General features: G+C 34.9%; 19 protein-coding genes. 2 read left to right on the top strand and 17 right to left on the bottom strand.

Annotated elements, in window-relative coordinates; genetic code table 11:
• Window positions 1-35 precede the first annotated feature (35 nt).
• The 9 genes from ACTTG8_RS02635 to ACTTG8_RS02595 all read right to left on the bottom strand — a co-directional run bounded on the left by ACTTG8_RS02635 (window position 36) and on the right by ACTTG8_RS02595 (window position 8,624).
• On the bottom strand, window positions 36-284 hold the full coding sequence (locus ACTTG8_RS02635) for a DUF1848 family protein (protein ID WP_442560572.1): 249 nt from the start codon (window positions 282-284) through the stop codon (window positions 36-38).
• 1 nt (window position 285) lies between these two features.
• Complete coding sequence (locus ACTTG8_RS02630; protein WP_442560571.1) at window positions 286-492, bottom strand: DUF3791 domain-containing protein; 207 nt, start codon at window positions 490-492, stop codon at window positions 286-288.
• A 2-nt stretch (window positions 493-494) separates the two neighbouring features.
• A complete protein-coding gene (locus ACTTG8_RS02625) occupies window positions 495-734 on the bottom strand; it encodes a hypothetical protein (protein ID WP_442560570.1) in 240 nt (79 codons plus the stop codon).
• Window positions 731-1,213 (bottom strand): DUF3990 domain-containing protein, encoded by a 483-nt coding sequence (locus ACTTG8_RS02620; protein WP_442560569.1) that lies wholly within the window; start codon window positions 1,211-1,213, stop codon window positions 731-733. The genes ACTTG8_RS02625 and ACTTG8_RS02620 overlap by 4 nt, the downstream gene beginning before the upstream one ends.
• A gap of 398 nt (window positions 1,214-1,611) precedes the next feature.
• Complete coding sequence (locus ACTTG8_RS02615; RefSeq protein WP_442560568.1) at window positions 1,612-2,685, bottom strand: VanZ family protein; 1,074 nt, start codon at window positions 2,683-2,685, stop codon at window positions 1,612-1,614.
• A gap of 613 nt (window positions 2,686-3,298) precedes the next feature.
• A complete protein-coding gene (locus tag ACTTG8_RS02610; RefSeq protein ID WP_442560567.1) occupies window positions 3,299-4,144 on the bottom strand; it encodes a MerR family transcriptional regulator in 846 nt (281 codons plus the stop codon).
• 81 nt (window positions 4,145-4,225) lie between these two features.
• Window positions 4,226-5,395, bottom strand: a complete 1,170-nt coding sequence (locus ACTTG8_RS02605; RefSeq protein WP_442560566.1) for an ATP-binding protein — start codon at window positions 5,393-5,395, stop codon at window positions 4,226-4,228.
• A 213-nt stretch (window positions 5,396-5,608) separates the two neighbouring features.
• On the bottom strand, window positions 5,609-7,105 hold the full coding sequence (locus ACTTG8_RS02600; RefSeq protein WP_442560565.1) for a hypothetical protein: 1,497 nt from the start codon (window positions 7,103-7,105) through the stop codon (window positions 5,609-5,611).
• Window positions 7,106-7,160: 55 nt separating this feature from the next.
• A complete protein-coding gene (locus ACTTG8_RS02595; protein WP_442560564.1) occupies window positions 7,161-8,624 on the bottom strand; it encodes a hypothetical protein in 1,464 nt (487 codons plus the stop codon).
• A gap of 356 nt (window positions 8,625-8,980) precedes the next feature.
• On the opposite strand from ACTTG8_RS02595, the gene ACTTG8_RS02590 reads away from it, so the two are divergent.
• Together ACTTG8_RS02590 and ACTTG8_RS02585 are read left to right on the top strand one after the other, a co-directional pair.
• A complete protein-coding gene (locus ACTTG8_RS02590) occupies window positions 8,981-9,268 on the top strand; it encodes a type II toxin-antitoxin system RelB/DinJ family antitoxin (RefSeq protein ID WP_442560563.1) in 288 nt (95 codons plus the stop codon).
• 2 nt (window positions 9,269-9,270) lie between these two features.
• Window positions 9,271-9,549, top strand: coding sequence for a type II toxin-antitoxin system YafQ family toxin (locus tag ACTTG8_RS02585; RefSeq protein ID WP_442560562.1), 279 nt, complete (start codon window positions 9,271-9,273; stop codon window positions 9,547-9,549).
• Here ACTTG8_RS02585 and ACTTG8_RS02580 read toward each other — a convergent pair whose 3' ends face one another.
• The 8 genes from ACTTG8_RS02580 to infC form a co-directional block, all read right to left on the bottom strand.
• A complete protein-coding gene (locus ACTTG8_RS02580; RefSeq protein WP_442560561.1) occupies window positions 9,550-10,920 on the bottom strand; it encodes an MATE family efflux transporter in 1,371 nt (456 codons plus the stop codon).
• A 63-nt stretch (window positions 10,921-10,983) separates the two neighbouring features.
• Window positions 10,984-11,760, bottom strand: a complete 777-nt coding sequence (locus ACTTG8_RS02575) for an HAD family hydrolase (RefSeq protein ID WP_442560560.1) — start codon at window positions 11,758-11,760, stop codon at window positions 10,984-10,986.
• 88 nt (window positions 11,761-11,848) lie between these two features.
• Entirely contained in the window at window positions 11,849-12,925 is a 1,077-nt protein-coding gene (locus ACTTG8_RS02570; protein WP_442560559.1) for a GNAT family N-acetyltransferase, read from the bottom strand.
• A 14-nt stretch (window positions 12,926-12,939) separates the two neighbouring features.
• A complete protein-coding gene (locus ACTTG8_RS02565) occupies window positions 12,940-13,248 on the bottom strand; it encodes a GNAT family N-acetyltransferase (protein ID WP_442560558.1) in 309 nt (102 codons plus the stop codon).
• 215 nt (window positions 13,249-13,463) lie between these two features.
• Window positions 13,464-14,195, bottom strand: coding sequence for a Fic family protein (locus tag ACTTG8_RS02560; RefSeq protein WP_442560557.1), 732 nt, complete (start codon window positions 14,193-14,195; stop codon window positions 13,464-13,466).
• Window positions 14,196-14,336: 141 nt separating this feature from the next.
• The gene (gene rplT, locus ACTTG8_RS02555; RefSeq protein ID WP_442560556.1) at window positions 14,337-14,693 is read right to left on the bottom strand and encodes a 50S ribosomal protein L20; all 357 of its coding nucleotides are present in this window, start codon (window positions 14,691-14,693) and stop codon (window positions 14,337-14,339) included.
• A 31-nt stretch (window positions 14,694-14,724) separates the two neighbouring features.
• Window positions 14,725-14,922 carry a 50S ribosomal protein L35 gene (rpmI, locus tag ACTTG8_RS02550; protein WP_442560555.1) on the bottom strand — a complete coding sequence of 66 codons (198 nt, stop codon included), beginning with the start codon at window positions 14,920-14,922 and terminating at the stop codon, window positions 14,725-14,727.
• Window positions 14,923-14,976: 54 nt separating this feature from the next.
• Window positions 14,977-15,471 carry a translation initiation factor IF-3 gene (gene infC / locus ACTTG8_RS02545; RefSeq protein ID WP_442560554.1) on the bottom strand — a complete coding sequence of 165 codons (495 nt, stop codon included), beginning with the start codon at window positions 15,469-15,471 and terminating at the stop codon, window positions 14,977-14,979.
• Window positions 15,472-15,613: the final 142 nt, after the last annotated feature.

Genomic DNA, 15,613 nt, shown 5'->3' with positions numbered 1-15,613 from the left:
CCACTTTTATTCTTTTAATTTGCCTATTCTCTTACTTATGGGGTTATAGTCACAAGCCAGTACTGCCCGTACGGATTTAAGATATCCATTTTATCAAGCATAGGCAAAGGATTTTTGGTACAAAAAACAATTAAATCTACTACATCAGGATTTATATTATATCTTGTGACCGATTGCGGATTATAAGGGTTTCTTACAAGCACATAGCCCTCTTTCACCCTGTTTGCAAACCACTCACTGTAGAATGCGGGGATATCGGTGCGCTGACCTGTTTGGAGTATCATTTTAAGCTTCCTTTATACTATTTATATAATCATCAATATCTTGGATAATATAATCATCTCCCATTGTATGCAGGGCTTCAAAATATTTGGTTATATAGTCATAGATACCATATTTTTCAAAGAGTTCTGCCACCTCAGAACCTGACAATCCTTTAAAATGACGGTATCTTTCCATACAATAAACCAGAAATTTAGCCTCTTTACTCATTGCTATGCCTCCTCCGGATAAGAGTATGAGCCGGTTAAAAGTTCGTCCTGATACATAGTATATAAAGTTACCGGTCCATAATGCCATAACTTGGATTTTTCATCTGAAAGCTCTTTATACAGCTTTGATTTATAGAAAAGGCAAATTATTTTGTTCTCATCCAGATTACTATTTTTTGTGATTTGCTCAATAATAGGCGGCACGATGAGAGCCAACATTGCACTGAACTGATTTTCATTCATACAATCTCCCTTCCTTCAAAATGCAAATATTTTAAAGCTTTTTCTGTCGCAAATACTAATTGGTTAAATAGTTTACGAACTTTAAGTGCTGTCAATGTCTGCTCCTTATTGAGTACACCTGTTATATATAATGTAATAGTTCGATATACATCATCGTTGGCAACTGCACCATAAATCAAATCGTATTGTTCTCCGGTATATATTCCTTGACGATTTGCTGCAACAAAATTCAACCATGCCTCGTTTGGAGCATCAAATTTAAGCAATTTACACTCCTTAAATGCAACTTCCTCATTAAATGAATAAATATTCAAAGTAGCTTCACCAACTTTAGACCTTTCCGCAACCTTGCCTGCAAAATTTACAGCCTGATCACGATTTGTAGTTGTATAAAAGCCAAAGCCGAAGTCTAAATGACGATTTTGTTTAATAAGCATAGGATGTTCTACTGTCACATTACTTCCATGATATAAAATCATTAATGCTATCTCCTGTATTTTACTTTTTAGTAATTCTACCACATTTCTGATATTTCCATCAATATAAAAATGACCAAAGAAGGGTATTTAACTTCATATTTGGTCATTTCATCAATCGTATTTTCAATCGCAAAAATTTACGACCGAATTTACGCCCGTTATAAATCGTAAATCAGCCACAAACTTCGGTAGTAACACCGGGATACTTCTCCTTAATATCTCCATTAAATTTTACTGTATCAAAGTCATATTTCTCTTCGCCATTCATAGAAATAAAATATGTAACAGACATCGATACCTCCTGTTTAATTTTTTACTTACCAAAACCGGAAGTTACATTATTCTTTTAATAATCCGTTTACTATTATGTAATTGTGCATTATTTTCATTCAATCCGGTCACTTATTCCGAACCGTACTTATATATCCGGCACCGGATAAGCGATCAAATAAAAAGCGCTTACTTAACAGCACTGATGCAATTGTAAATATCGCAAACAGTACCATTATCAAAAAAGTAACTACAAATAAGCATAACAAAAATAGAGAAGCTTCACCTTTATTTAACTCATTCATGAGATACAGTAACCCTAAAGGAAGCAAACAAAAGTATCCTGTTAATAATAATCCTCTTAAAACTGTACGAATCCGCTTTGCATTTTCAAATACCAGACCAAACTTTAGTAAAGCACTGCCTAATGTTTTACCATTAAATAAAGGTATTACACTAAAGTAGAGAGCTAAAAATAGCGAAAAAGGAAGTGATGTTCTTGATATGATATACGGAATATAAACAATAAAAGCATCAATGATAAGCGATAGACAAATACGAATTCCGGAAACCCGAGTACCTGCTTCTAAGGATTTCTCGTCAATTTCCTCTCTGGACGGAAGCAGCCACATGACAATCCTTCCAAGAGCATATCCGACACAGCCTCCTGTCGTATTTTGAATAATATCATCTATATCACATAACCGATATGGTCCTGGATATATGAAGTAGAGACCTGACAATTGAGTTAACTCAAAGAATAAGCTCAAGATAGCTGTCAACAGCATTGTCTTCTTAAAGCTGCATTTAAAATAGTAGCGTAAGTACATTCCAAACGGAATTAACATCAATACATTGAAAGCAGGTACATAGAAGGTAGGATGCTTCAATGCCATAACCCAGGTTGCAGGCATAAATAAAATAAGCGGATTTTCTTTTATAAAATCTATAACAAATGAAAAGGGAAGCAAATTCAACATTTCCTCATAGTTGTTGTGGATACTGTCTGCATCTGGCAGTGGTAAAATAACCAATAGGTAGATTGTTAGTAAATACAAAATAAACGAATATAAAATTAAGGTTCGCAGCTTATTTACAGAACCATATTTTCTATAGTTAACAATCATATATGGCAATGTAATAAGTAATGCCAAAACCGGAAAAAACAACATTGCAGCTTTGATAGAATTTAAATATCCCATTTGTTCTCCTTCATTTCACGAAAATGCACCTTCTGTAGCAGAATGGAAGATGCTACTCTATATTTTTCACTATCATTACCCAAGTGTTCAGCTTTTATCTACTAAACAAATTAAAATTTGTCGCTTTCAAATTATTTAGCAAAGTTGACGCTCCGAATGATAACATTTCAGACTCGCTCCGGCATCCGCTTCGCTGCGCCTAATGCGCTCGCTTAGAATTTATCATTCGGAGCTGTCACCATAGATTTATGTAAATAACAACTTAAATAACAAATTAAAGACAGCCCTATCACTCACCTATTGTGGCTGATGTGTTTGTTTGTAATCACTCATAAATCAAATAGCCGGAGCTGATAATGCCTAAGCGAGCGCATTAGGTTTTTCGTCAACAGAACAATCCTAAAACAGCCTCTTTCAGAAAAACCGGAGCGAGTCTGGACATCTATCAGCGAAGGCGTGACTTAGTCAATCAAATAAACACATTAGCCCGATAACTTCAAATTTATATTCACAGTATAAGATTAAATAAAGAAAAAGTAAAGAAAACTGCCCACCTTTTATGGCGAGGCAGATATTCATTTTAATTATAATCAGTTCTATTAATCACTATAATTTATCGTATCTTCATATATTTTTCATTTGCATAGCTCATCTTGACATAGTAATCATCATATCCTTTACTAAATTTCCTGATAAGGGGGATTGCAATATCATAGTAATTATTCTCCCACATATATTTTTGCAACTTATCCTGAATTTGCTTCATCAGGCTATTTGAGTATTCATCACTCTTTTTGAATTCTTCATATTTTTCTACAATGTCTTTATTCTCATCCCACCATTTTTCAAAATTTTCTACTGCTTTGATTCTAGCATCAGAGACACCTTTTAAATCAGCAAGTTTGATGTCAGAAGTATTCTTTTCAATATATTTCTGTTCTTCTTCAGATAGTTCAAACTGTGGTAAGTTATCCAGGTATTTTACATACTCAGTATAAGCAGATTTGCTGTCCTCACTCAAGGGTTCATTTAGAAATGGCTGATACGCACTAAATATCATCATTCCAAAATAGCCGGGAAAGGCTCTTTCAAGTTTCTCATAAATGGTTTCTTCATTTTCAAGAATGGCTAATTTTTCTTGAATAATATTGTCCTCTTCTCCCTTGACTATTAGCTCCAGAATATCCTTTCTCTTTTCTTGAATTTCTAACTCATACTGTTTCTTTCGAAGTGTAGCTGATAAGGTATTCAAATCCGAATTCAATACATTTTCAATTTCAGCTATATTTAAACCCACTTTTCTGTACAGAGATATCTTGGTTAAGATTTGCAGGTCTTTCTCGCTATAGTCTCTATAACCATTCTCCGACTTCTTCGGCTTAATCAACCCTCTTTCTTCATAATACTCTATTGCCTTTCTAGTCAAACCGGACAATTTCTGAATTTCATTTCTTAACATAGCCATCACCTCCTGCCTACAATTTAGTACAGTCCCCAAGGGGCAGGTCAAGTGGTTTTAAATATCCATATATACTTAATATTATTTCAAATAATCCTCCCAATCTCTCCAACTCACATAAGATGTTCCGCCAATATTCATACTGATATCAGATAAATAAAATACCACATTTTTTGCTGTTTCATCATCCAGTAACTCCAGATATTTTTTGGTGTTGGCAGACAGTTTTGGTTCCGGAGAAATTGAACTTTTTATCTCAATCGCAAAGGTGTTGTCCCAATCTGCAATCGTATCCACCTCAAAACCTCTATTGTCTCTAAAAAATGTTAAATTTGGTTTTTTCGCCTGATTCAAGCGGTGTTTAAGCATTTCTGCAACAGCAAATGTCTCTACCGCAGCTCCCTTGTACCTGCTAAGAAGCAAATCCTCTTTTGAAGCCAGCCTCAGAAGATGGCACATAAGCCCCGAATCAACAAAGTATAATTTAGGTGTTTTCACGATGCTTTTCCCAAGATTGTTGGTATTTGGTTCAAGAAAATGAATAATAAAAGATGCTTCCAAAATAGAAAGCCAGCTTTTTACTGTTGGTGCAGAAATTCCAACATCTCTTGCAATACCGTCCATAGACAACATCTGTCCACTATGTATTGCACAGATTTGAACAAACTTTCTAAACAAAGCCACATTACCGGTATTAATCTGATCTCTTACATCCAAATCCAAGTAGGTATCTATATAATTTTCATACCAATCTTCTCTGATAAAGTTTCTATCTTCATCATAAAGTGGCGGATATTGTCCCCCAAAAATAACCTCATACGGATTATCCTGTAGAATCTCGGCAGTCTTTAGCTCATTAATCGAAAATGGAAGTAACTTCAAAAATGCTGCTCTTCCCGCTAAACTGTCAGTTATGTTTTCTTTTAACCTAAATTGACTTGAACCTGTCAGTATAAACTTTCCGGGAGTACTTTTTTCCTTATCTACCTGCAATTTTATTGCATCAAAAATCTCAGGTACTTTTTGTGCCTCATCAATAACGGCTCCCTCCGGAAATGCCATAATAAAGTCATTTGGATTTGATTCAGCCATCTTACGCATAGTAATATCATCAAAAGTGACATATTTCTTATTTGAAAAAACAGTTTTTGCCAGAGTTGACTTTCCGCTTTGTCTTGGCCCTGTTATCCCAACAACCGGAAACTGTGATGCCAGTCTAATCAGGGATTTTTCGGCTTTTCTACTAATCATTTTTTCTCCCTTGCTGAAACTAAACAATTATTTTTGTAATAATCTAAAGTTTAGCATGCGTAAAATCTAAAGTCAATATGTGTAAAAATCTAAAGTTTTAATACGTAAAATCCAAAGTTTAACATTTATTTTTCATTTTTTATTCTTTTTACAAGATAATAACCGGCAATAATAAGTGCTAAAAGTGTCATAGAAAAGATAACTGTGCAAAAATTAAAAATCCTTTACCTCATCAAATATCTCAATCATCCTATTCTTATCAACCCCAAGTTCATCAGGAATCAGGTCTAAAATTTCAGACAGGGCGGTGTAAATATCCTCTCTCTCAACTGTCTCAATAAAATATTTACCTTTATCCATCTTATTAAAGCCCTCAGTATATGTTCTCACCAAAGCTTCGACATTTTTTGCAATTTCAGCCGATGAACTTTCTATAAGCTTTACTACATCAGCTCTGGACTTTCTATACAAGGCAGCTGCTTTCTTTGCATTAGCTGTGGAAATGTTCTCCTGTCCATCCCATGAACGAAACGGATTATCTAGGTTCTGTGCCAGCCATTCAGGTTTTCTTGGTTTTGTAATCCAAAGGTCAAGACCTTCTTCCTTACGTTTTTTATAGAGTTTTTTTGTGATTTTCGCTGCATCCTCAGGCAAGCTTGTCATCCAGAACATACGCAGTTCAGGCAGGCTCTCAGGCTTTGGAATATCCTCTGCAGTAAAACCGAATAAATCCATAGTTGTAAAGACTTCTAACTTATTAAACTCTGAGAGCTTATCAAAATTAACAAGATTGCCCGGTTTCCCCCATAACCTTAATTCGCTAAGGTTCGGATATTCTCCTAAAATCTCCCCTAAATCAAGTTCTTCTATATCGGTAAAATGTAATTTCCCCAAATCTTTCAAACCACATAGCCTAGGAAGAGGTTTATCGGCTTCCAATTTCAAATTAAGCCCATTGTCTTTAGCCTGTATTTTACAGCCTTCCATTACCTCACCTAACAAAAAAAGTTCCTCCAAATCATCATTTAAGATAAGCTCCTCCACCCCTGTCATATCGATGGAAAGCTTACGTAAATGTGTGTCTGAAAAATCCAATTTCGTTTGTTTATGATTATTAAGTAGCAATGTATCCAAAAATGGAGAAGTTCGCAAATATTCATATAAATTTTTATGCCATTTCTTTAAGGTCAGGTCAGATAAACAAGGAAAGACCTTTAATTCCATCGCATCTTCAAAAGGTCTCCATTCATCATTCAAATTATGTCTAGAAACATTGCTTTCCTCTCCCGCAAATATTACCTTTTCCTTACTTTTATCAGCCTCCTTAAATGCATTTCTTTGTTCTTTAGGTATTTCCTGCCATTTAAGCTGTCTGTAGACTTCGTAACCGTTTCCCCAGCCCATGGAATATGAGTTTGTACTTTCATCGGTAAGAGGAGTAACATTTCCTATAAAAATATAATTTGTAGGCACTGTTACATCAACATTATCCAAATGTAAACCATAATTCCAGTACATAAAATCTTTATAAAGCGGCTTTATTGAAGATAATTCTTCCTCTTTAAGAGGCTGTTCTCCTACCCAGTCTAACGAAAGAATAACAGCCTTTAGCTTTCCACCATCTTCTTCTATCTTTGTTATCTGACAAGCTGTATATTTTTTCAGATACCTGTTATAAACACAGTACACATCTCCTGCTTTTGCCTGCATAATCAGTAGTCTCCTTTAATATCCTTAATTAAAACCTATTATATATATTTTCTCTTTATTCCTTCTTCCTTCCAATAAACTTCTTTACCACTACAATTAAAATAATTATTACAAATATTCCAAATATTATATAACCTATAATCTGGATGATACCTAAAACAAGAAATACTACAACAAACCATATTTTACCATCATCTTTCTTTTTTGGCTTTTCACTCTCACTTAATGAAAATTTAAGCTCACCCTCCGGCAATCCATCTGACTTAAAGTTATAACCTGAACTTGTTTTATCAAAACCTTCCTGATTATTTTCAAGCATATTAAATTGTGTATTAATATCTATATTTAATTTTCCAAACTTCGCCCAGGTACTTGCAGGAGAAAGCAGATAGGTGTAGTTATATATGCCCGGCTCATATCCTAAATCTATTGACGGATACATCGGTGCTTCTACAGTATTAACTATCTTTTCGCCCGGATTTAGCGTAATCTCATATTCATACCATCTAAGCAGAAATCTTAACCTCTCACTTGAATTATAAATATCCGGAAGAATGGCTGATGAATTTTCCATACCATTCCTGTTAAATAAATACACCATTACATTATACCAGTCAGATTCCATTATATTACTTTTTTCGTCATATTCTGCTAAAGTAAACTCCTTAAAAGATAACTCTTCTGTATTTTTGAGAGTAATGCTCCCACCTATTTCTTCTCCAATCTTATTACCGCCATCTTTATATAGGTTCCATTTTAAATCATCCGTAACCGGCTCTCCTATAACATACAATACAATCTCTTCTCCATTTTTTGCTCTTAGACTTAACAGAGAGCTTCCATCTTCTTTTCTATCATAGCCTGAACCATCTTGCAGCCAGAACTTTCTTTTTCCATCAAATACAGGTATATCAACTGCTTCTGAAGCATATGGATATTTTCCCTCATCTATTCCGCTTACTTCAAAAGTATATTTTGTCACTGTTAAATCAGGTGAATAAAAATCATCTTTTACAAATCCATCGTGGAGCAGACTCATATCATTTTCAAGATTAAATTTAATGCCTTCTGTAGAAAATGTATGCCTTAGAACCGATTTAATTTCTTTGTCATTTACCTTAACACCATATTTATATATATCATTTGCAAACGAAGACGTATTGTTTTCATGAGAATATTTATAAGATCCATAATCAGGGTAATTTCCAAAAGGAAAGACTAACTTTGCTGTTACCTTGTAGTCTTTAGGATTATAAAATGTGTATTTTGCTGTTACCTTACCTGAATAAGCTAAAAATTTTTCTTCATTATCATAATATGAATCCGGAAACTCTGAAATATCAAAAGTCAACTCTTCCTCTTCCACTTCCAGCGGGCATTCCTTATCCTTAACTATTGTGCCTGTCATATCTACCCCATACCAAGTCCTCTTGGCTGAATTAGAGAAAGCATTAATCTTAAAAATATCCCCAAACAATATAACAGCTAATAAGACAAAAATAATTTTTTTATTTTTCATATCCTATTTTCTCCTCCTAAAATCTTCCAAGCTAAGAGTTAAGAGTATTCCGATTCCTCGTCAAATACAATTTATTTCCTTCCTGTCTTCCGATAAAAATCAGAGGCTTAATATTCCTGACATAATTCTTTCCCCCTTACAAAAATAATGTCCGTCTTATTTTACAGATTAATAATGCTTGCATACCTTTATTATATCACAAATTATCATAAAACAATCTATATTTTGAAAATTTTAACTATAATTATTATAACCACTTTAGTTTTTCATAGCTAAATTTAAATATACTGCAAACTCTTTTGTATTGCGTTTGTTTATACAAAATGATATAATCATAAATACTAGGAGGTAACGCCATGGCAAAAACTGCAAATATCAACATTCGTATTGAACCGGAAACAAAAGCAACTGCTGAAAAACTTTTTTCCAGTTTTGGAATCACTATAACAGATGCTATTAATATTTTCCTTCGCAAATCCATCATGGAAGGAGGGCTCCCTTTTGATGTAAAACAGCCTTCTTTTAACTCTGAAACCAGTACTGCCATAAAAGAAGCAAAAATGATTATGTCAGGAAAAATTCCTGCTAAACGTTATAGTTCTGCCAAAGAACTATTTGATGAGCTTGATAGGGAGGACGGTTAACTATGCTAAAACTTGTGACAACCGGCACATTTCGAAAAGACTATAAAAAAATAAAAAAGCGTGGTTATGATATATCTCTGCTTGAAACAGTTCTTGACAAACTTCTGGCAGAAAAAAAGTTAGATGAAAAGTATTATGACCACGCTTTAGTTGGTAATTATATCGGTTTTAGAGAATGTCATATTCTTCCTGATTGGCTGCTTATCTATGCCATAGACAAATCCAATCTTATATTAACTGCTTCAAGAACAGGTACACACTCTGATTTATTCAGCAAATAACTACTCCAACTCCCTTGTTATATTCTTAAGCCACTTAAAACTCCTGTAATGCTTATAAACAACCGGAATTTTCCAAAATTCATCCAGACATAAAATAAAATATACAACCATAGGTGGTAGCTTTAGTACAAAGGCACTTAAAAAACCCAGAGGAACTGCCACAGCCCACATTGTTATACTATCACAGATAAGACCAAATCTTGAATCTCCTCCTGCCCTAAAAATCCCTGCTATCAACAAGGTATTCATAGCCTGCCCTATTACATAATAAGAACTGATAATTAACATAGTATCCAGATAACTATAAGCCTGTTCACTAAGAGTAAAGCTCATAAATACCAATGGTCTTACTGCTAAAATAATCAACCCTGTAAGTACACCAAGCCCTAAAGTTGCGTGACAAGAGCGAGTTGCATATTCTTTTGCCTCCTCCATCTTGCCCTCACCTATCTTAATTCCAAGCAAGACAGATGCTCCACCTGCCATAGCAAAGCAGGCAATAGAGCATAGACTTCTAACTGTAGAGGCAACCGAGCTTGCAGCAACCACATCTTCATTCATATGCCCCATAATAATAGAATAAGTTGAAAATGCCAAAGTCCATAAAAAATCATTTGCCAAGGCAGGTGTTGCATATTTTACAAAATCCTGAAAAAGAAGTTTATGATGTGCAAACATAATCTTAGAATCTAGCTTAAATGTTTTAGACTTTGCTGCATCAGCTACACATAAAATCACCTCAACCACTCTTGCAATCAGTGTGGCAATAGCAACTCCTATAACCCCAAGTTTAGGCAATCCAAAAAAGCCGAAAATAAACACTGCGTTTAAGGCAACATTTAAGCCAAGTGCCACTGAGCTTATAGCTGTACTCGTTTTAACTCTCTCCATACTTCTTATCGCACAAAGATATACCTGTGAAAATGATAGCAGAAAATATGATATACCTATTATTCTAAGATATGATGAGCCTATACCTATTAACATTTCATCATTTGTATAAATTCTCATAAGCTGATTAGGAAAAATAACTGCTCCTATTGTAAGCAAAATAGTAATAACAGCTGCAATCTTCATTGCAATTCCCATAACAGCCTGAATAGAATCGGTATCTCTTTTGCCCCAATACTGGCTTGCAAGTATTGTAACACCGGAGGTAATTCCAAAGAAAAATCCCCATAGCAGAAACTGAAACTGATTGGCAAGAGAAACTGCTGCCAGTTCAGACTGCCCTACATACCCTAGCATAAGCACATCTGCAGAATTTACAGCATTGCTTATAAAGTTTTGGATTGTAATTGGAATAACCAGTGCAAACAATGCTCTATAAAACTTTTTCTGTTCCCTTGACATTTTTATTCCTATTTTCATAAAACCTCACAATAAACTATTAATTACGATAATAATATCGGATTGCTTTGTTAAAATTTTAACTTATATCAATCCTTTGGCTTTTAGATAATGATATACACCATCCTCATCCACACTGCCACAGACTTCATTTGCTACTGCCTTTACCTTATCGCCTGCATTTCCCATCGCAACACCTATGCCCACAGTTTCAAGCATATCCACATCATTTCCACCGTCACCAAAGGCTATCACTTCTTCAGACGATAAGTTCAAATGTTCAAGCACTTTTTTGATAGCATTTCCCTTGCCACTGTCTTTTGGAATAATATCCACTGCACTATCCCACCAAGCAGCGATCTGTGCACTGCTCGTGCCCTCTAGCACAGCATCCCATTCACTCTCCACACAGCCCATCATAAACTGATATACATCCTCTTTAAGGGCGTCCTCAAATTCCTCAGAAGGAGTTGAATCAAGACTTGCTAATTCAAAATATTCTCTTAAGGCATCATCACAGCCATTTGTCACTATCCTACTTCTTGTAGCAACTGCTAACGGTCTTCCCATCTTAGCTGCATTATCTATGATTTTCAATACCTCATCAGCCGGTATAGTCTTATTTACAATAAACTCATTGTCCAACAAACAAACTGAACCGTTAAAAGCTATCTTCATATCAAAATCTACCCCTTCAAACTGAGGAATAGTTACAAGGGGTCTACCTGTAGCAATACATATTTTTATTCCATTTTCCTGCAATTTATTCAGTGCCTCTTTAGTCTTTGCTGTAATGTCCGGTTTGCCAAACCTTAAAATAGTACCATCTATATCAAAAAATGCAATTTTAATCTTCTTCATGCTCTGTCCTCCCTGTTTTATACCTAAAAATAGGCTGTACTTCATTCTATATTAATATATAGAAAAAGTATAGCCTATTAATGTTATTTTATGCTTTTTCAGACTTTCCAGCTATAAATGAACTATATTCCAATCTGCTTTTCTCATAAAAATCCTCTTTGGTAAATAGCATATAATGTTCCTTTTTTTCCTCTCCAAGTGCCTCTATTTTCACATTTTCTGCAAAATGGCTATAAGTAAAACCAAGCTTTTCAGCCACCCTCATAGATCTATTATTGCCATCAAAATATGCTATCCACATCCTATTCAATTCAAGGTCAAAAAAACCAAATTCTATAAGAGGCTTTGCCGCCTCTACCATAAACCCATTTCCCCAATAAGGTTTTGCCAGCCAGTATCCTATTTCTCCCTGTTTCTCATCATTACCGAGTCCCCTACTCTCCTTATTGCCGGCATGCAAGCCTATACTTCCTATAACTTCATTAGTCGGTTTATATATAATAGCATAAATCCCCGGTTTCATAAACACATTTTCAATTACTTCCCGACTCTCTTCCACTGACCTATGTGGTTTCCAACCTGCTGAAAGACCTATGCAGGGATCTGAGGCATATTTATATAAATCCCCTACATCATCCAAATCCCAAGGACGAAGAATTAAATTTTCCGTAATAAAACATGGTACAGCATCATAAATAGCCTCTAAAAGTTTGCCATTAATATAGCTGAATTTCATAGAAAAGAATCTTTTTCCTGCACTATTTATCACCGAAAGAAACAGCTCATCTCCCCTCCAGTGTGGAAGAGATAAAAGTTTTTCTTTTTCTACCCAAACCAGCTCACCCTCATCACACTCTTTCAGTTCTCCCTCAAAACTTGTGACTTTAAACAAATGCATATACTCAGTTTCATTCTTATCCTCATTTCCAAGATATTTAGAAACAAAGGTAACTATGCCACAATAAAAATATCCTGTTGCATATAAGCCTGTTTCTTCATAAACTTCCCTTTCCATACATTCTTCAGGGCTTTCACCAAACTCAAATTTACCTCCCACACCTATCCACTTACCCTCGTTTATATCATTTTCCTTCTTATTACGGTACATCATAAGATATTTATTATCTTGTTCTATATAGACAAGGGTCGTATTCGTATTTTTCATATTCAACACCTATTTTATCCTTTACTAACTGCTTTTGCATACTCTTTTTCGGCATCAGCAAGTACATTTGCATACTCCCTATTTTTATTGAACCAGTCTATTGCATAAGAGCAAGTCAATTCCAATTTCCTATCTTCCTTCTCCATCTTTGCAACTAACGCCTCCATAAGCCTCCCTGCAACTCCCTGTCCTCTTAACGAAGGGTCAACTACGGTATGCATTACATTTGCAATTCCGTTTATCTCAGGGAACTCTACATAGGCAATTATCTTGCCCTCATCATTCTCCATCCAAATTTTTTCTGTATTTTCTTTAAATTCCATAATAACCTCTCCTTTAAGTAAAAAATTATTTCAGATTATACATCTTAATTGTACTATATTTTCACATAATAGTCTACAAAAATCTATAAATTTAATAACTTTTCTGATAAGTTAACTATATATTCAACTACAGTATTTGGATAATTAGGGAGACTGCTCTTTAAAATATTTTTAGGACTGTCACATCAATATACTTTAATGTAACAGCCCTAAGCTTATCCCAGAAAAAACTCTACTGTTTTCTTATATTCATTTTGCTCCTTTACAAGAAGGTTGTACATTTTATCTGACGAGCCTGTTTCCGAATATTCTTTTATTCCCTCTATATATTCCATCCTGTTCTCATCGTGGATAATAGGTGGTATTATATCATTTTTAAGAGTTTCTCTAAACAAAATCACACGCCCTGTACGCCCATTTCCATCTTGAAATGGATGGATTTTTTCATACCTTACATGAAACAAAGCAAGTGTAGTTAGGTTCTTCGGTGCATTTTTATATTGGATTAAAAGTTCCCTCATATCGTCTGAAACTTTGGCAGGCATTGAAGTCTGCATAGTTCCTGCTATATTCGGGCGTGCTTTATACTCTCCAATATTGTAGCCATTTGCCTTATCCTCAAAAACTCCACTTTTGAGTTCATAATGAAATTTTTTGATAAGTTCTTCGGATAAATCCTCGTCTAAGGTCTTTAACATATGATTAAACATCAGAAAATGTCCATTCATTTCTTCTATATCTTTTGCCCTATATACATTATCACTTATAGGAAGTAAACCTGTATCAAACAGGCTTGCAGTCTGATTTTCAGTAAGCGTACTCCCCTCAATTTTGTTGGAATTGTAGGCGAGTTCTCTTGATGTTACTGCATATATGCCTGAACGATCTCTCTTGTTAAATTCTATAAACAGCCGTTCCTTTAGTTTTTTTATCAAATCAGTTGCCATTTTTATCTCCGATTTATAATTGTGATATTTTATAGCATACCATTCAAAAAATAGTCAGGTGCAAAAGTTTTTCATACAAAAACTGCCATCAAATCCAAGTTCCCTTAGATTTTATGACAGTTATATTATCAAATATTAAAATTAAGCAATCTTAGTCTTAGCTGCATCTGCAAGAGCTGTAAAGCCTGCTGCATCATTTACAGCGAGCTCAGCGAGCATCTTACGGTTGATGTCGATATTAGCAAGCTTAAGACCATGCATAAACTTGCTGTATGAAAGTCCGTTAAGTCTTGCTGCTGCATTAATTCTTACTATCCAGAGCTTTCTGAAATCGCCCTTTCTCTTTCTTCTGCCTGCATAAGCAGATGCAAGAGCACGCATAACTGACTGCTTAGCAATTCTATACTGTTTACTTCTTGCTCCTCTATAACCCTTAGCGAGCTTTAATACTCTATTATGTCTCTTCTTGGCACCTAAGCCACCTTTAATCCTTGCCATTTTATTTCCTCCTTAACAATTTAACTTTTATTTAGCTATATGGAAGTATCTTCTTCATTGGAGCTAAATTTGACTTATCAATTTCAGTTGCTTTACGAAGATTTCTCTTTCTCTTTGTAGTCTTCTTGGTAAGGATATGGCTCTTATAAGCCTTCATCTTCATTAACTTACCTGTTCCTGTTACCTTAAAGCGCTTTGCTGCTGCGCTCTTTGTCTTCATCTTTGGCATAATTCTTTCCTCCTATTATCTTGTTAGACATTTCACAAAGTCCATAAAACGCCTTTACTTCTTTCCTGTTACAACCATTGACATACTTCTGCCTTCAAGCTTAGCCTGTTTTTCTACCGTAGCTATATCTCCAAGCTTCTCAAGGAAAATATCTAAAATCTGCTTATTAGAAGAAATGTGAGCCATTTCTCTTCCTCTGAAACGAAGAGTCACTTTCACCTTATCTCCCTTTTCAAGGAATTTCTTTGCCTGATTAGCCTTAGTGTTAAGGTCATTATCATCAATATTTGGCGAAAGGCGAATTTCCTTCACTTCTGTTACTTTCTGCTTCTTTTTCGCTTCTTTCTCTCTCTTTGCCTGCTCATAACGATATTTACGGTAATCGATAATCTTGCAAACCGGCGGTTTTGCAGTTGGTGCAATTTTTACTAAATCAAGCTCTGCTTCAATTGCCATTTTCATTGCATCTCTTGATGACATAATCCCTAACTGTTCACCATTTTCTCCGATCAGTCGGATTTCCTTATCCCTAATCTGCTCGTTGATCATTAATTCGCTAATAGAAAAACACCTCCAAACTTAAAAATAGAGTGAATACATACAAGTATCCACTCTAAATAGACAGCTATATAGCTGCAATGATTCATTTCTAAAAACCATGGTGCTACTTTGCACTTAGGTGGAAGTGGAT

The organism is Catonella sp. (genome assembly GCF_052173895.1).
Classification (GTDB): Bacteria; Bacillota; Clostridia; order Lachnospirales; family Lachnospiraceae; genus Catonella.
The sequence above is the reverse complement of the archived record's forward strand: the minus strand, read 5'-3'. Positions and strand labels throughout refer to the sequence as shown.

Excerpts from the sequence above, each read along its gene's own strand:
- ACTTG8_RS02635 (WP_442560572.1), bottom strand. The coding sequence starts at position 284 with ATGATACTCCAAACAGGTCAGCGCACCGATATCCCCGCATTCTACAGT.
- ACTTG8_RS02630 (WP_442560571.1), bottom strand. The coding sequence starts at position 492 with ATGAGTAAAGAGGCTAAATTTCTGGTTTATTGTATGGAAAGATACCGT.
- ACTTG8_RS02625 (WP_442560570.1), bottom strand. The coding sequence starts at position 734 with ATGAATGAAAATCAGTTCAGTGCAATGTTGGCTCTCATCGTGCCGCCT.
- ACTTG8_RS02620 (WP_442560569.1), bottom strand. The coding sequence starts at position 1,213 with ATGATTTTATATCATGGAAGTAATGTGACAGTAGAACATCCTATGCTT.
- ACTTG8_RS02615 (WP_442560568.1), bottom strand. The coding sequence starts at position 2,685 with ATGGGATATTTAAATTCTATCAAAGCTGCAATGTTGTTTTTTCCGGTT.
- ACTTG8_RS02610 (WP_442560567.1), bottom strand. The coding sequence starts at position 4,144 with ATGTTAAGAAATGAAATTCAGAAATTGTCCGGTTTGACTAGAAAGGCA.
- ACTTG8_RS02605 (WP_442560566.1), bottom strand. The coding sequence starts at position 5,395 with ATGATTAGTAGAAAAGCCGAAAAATCCCTGATTAGACTGGCATCACAG.
- ACTTG8_RS02600 (WP_442560565.1), bottom strand. The coding sequence starts at position 7,105 with ATGCAGGCAAAAGCAGGAGATGTGTACTGTGTTTATAACAGGTATCTG.
- ACTTG8_RS02595 (WP_442560564.1), bottom strand. The coding sequence starts at position 8,624 with ATGAAAAATAAAAAAATTATTTTTGTCTTATTAGCTGTTATATTGTTT.
- ACTTG8_RS02590 (WP_442560563.1), top strand. The coding sequence starts at position 8,981 with ATGGCAAAAACTGCAAATATCAACATTCGTATTGAACCGGAAACAAAA.
- ACTTG8_RS02585 (WP_442560562.1), top strand. The coding sequence starts at position 9,271 with ATGCTAAAACTTGTGACAACCGGCACATTTCGAAAAGACTATAAAAAA.
- ACTTG8_RS02580 (WP_442560561.1), bottom strand. The coding sequence starts at position 10,920 with ATGAAAATAGGAATAAAAATGTCAAGGGAACAGAAAAAGTTTTATAGA.
- ACTTG8_RS02575 (WP_442560560.1), bottom strand. The coding sequence starts at position 11,760 with ATGAAGAAGATTAAAATTGCATTTTTTGATATAGATGGTACTATTTTA.
- ACTTG8_RS02570 (WP_442560559.1), bottom strand. The coding sequence starts at position 12,925 with ATGAAAAATACGAATACGACCCTTGTCTATATAGAACAAGATAATAAA.
- ACTTG8_RS02565 (WP_442560558.1), bottom strand. The coding sequence starts at position 13,248 with ATGGAATTTAAAGAAAATACAGAAAAAATTTGGATGGAGAATGATGAG.
- ACTTG8_RS02560 (WP_442560557.1), bottom strand. The coding sequence starts at position 14,195 with ATGGCAACTGATTTGATAAAAAAACTAAAGGAACGGCTGTTTATAGAA.
- rplT (WP_442560556.1), bottom strand. The coding sequence starts at position 14,693 with ATGGCAAGGATTAAAGGTGGCTTAGGTGCCAAGAAGAGACATAATAGA.
- rpmI (WP_442560555.1), bottom strand. The coding sequence starts at position 14,922 with ATGCCAAAGATGAAGACAAAGAGCGCAGCAGCAAAGCGCTTTAAGGTA.
- infC (WP_442560554.1), bottom strand. The coding sequence starts at position 15,471 with ATGATCAACGAGCAGATTAGGGATAAGGAAATCCGACTGATCGGAGAA.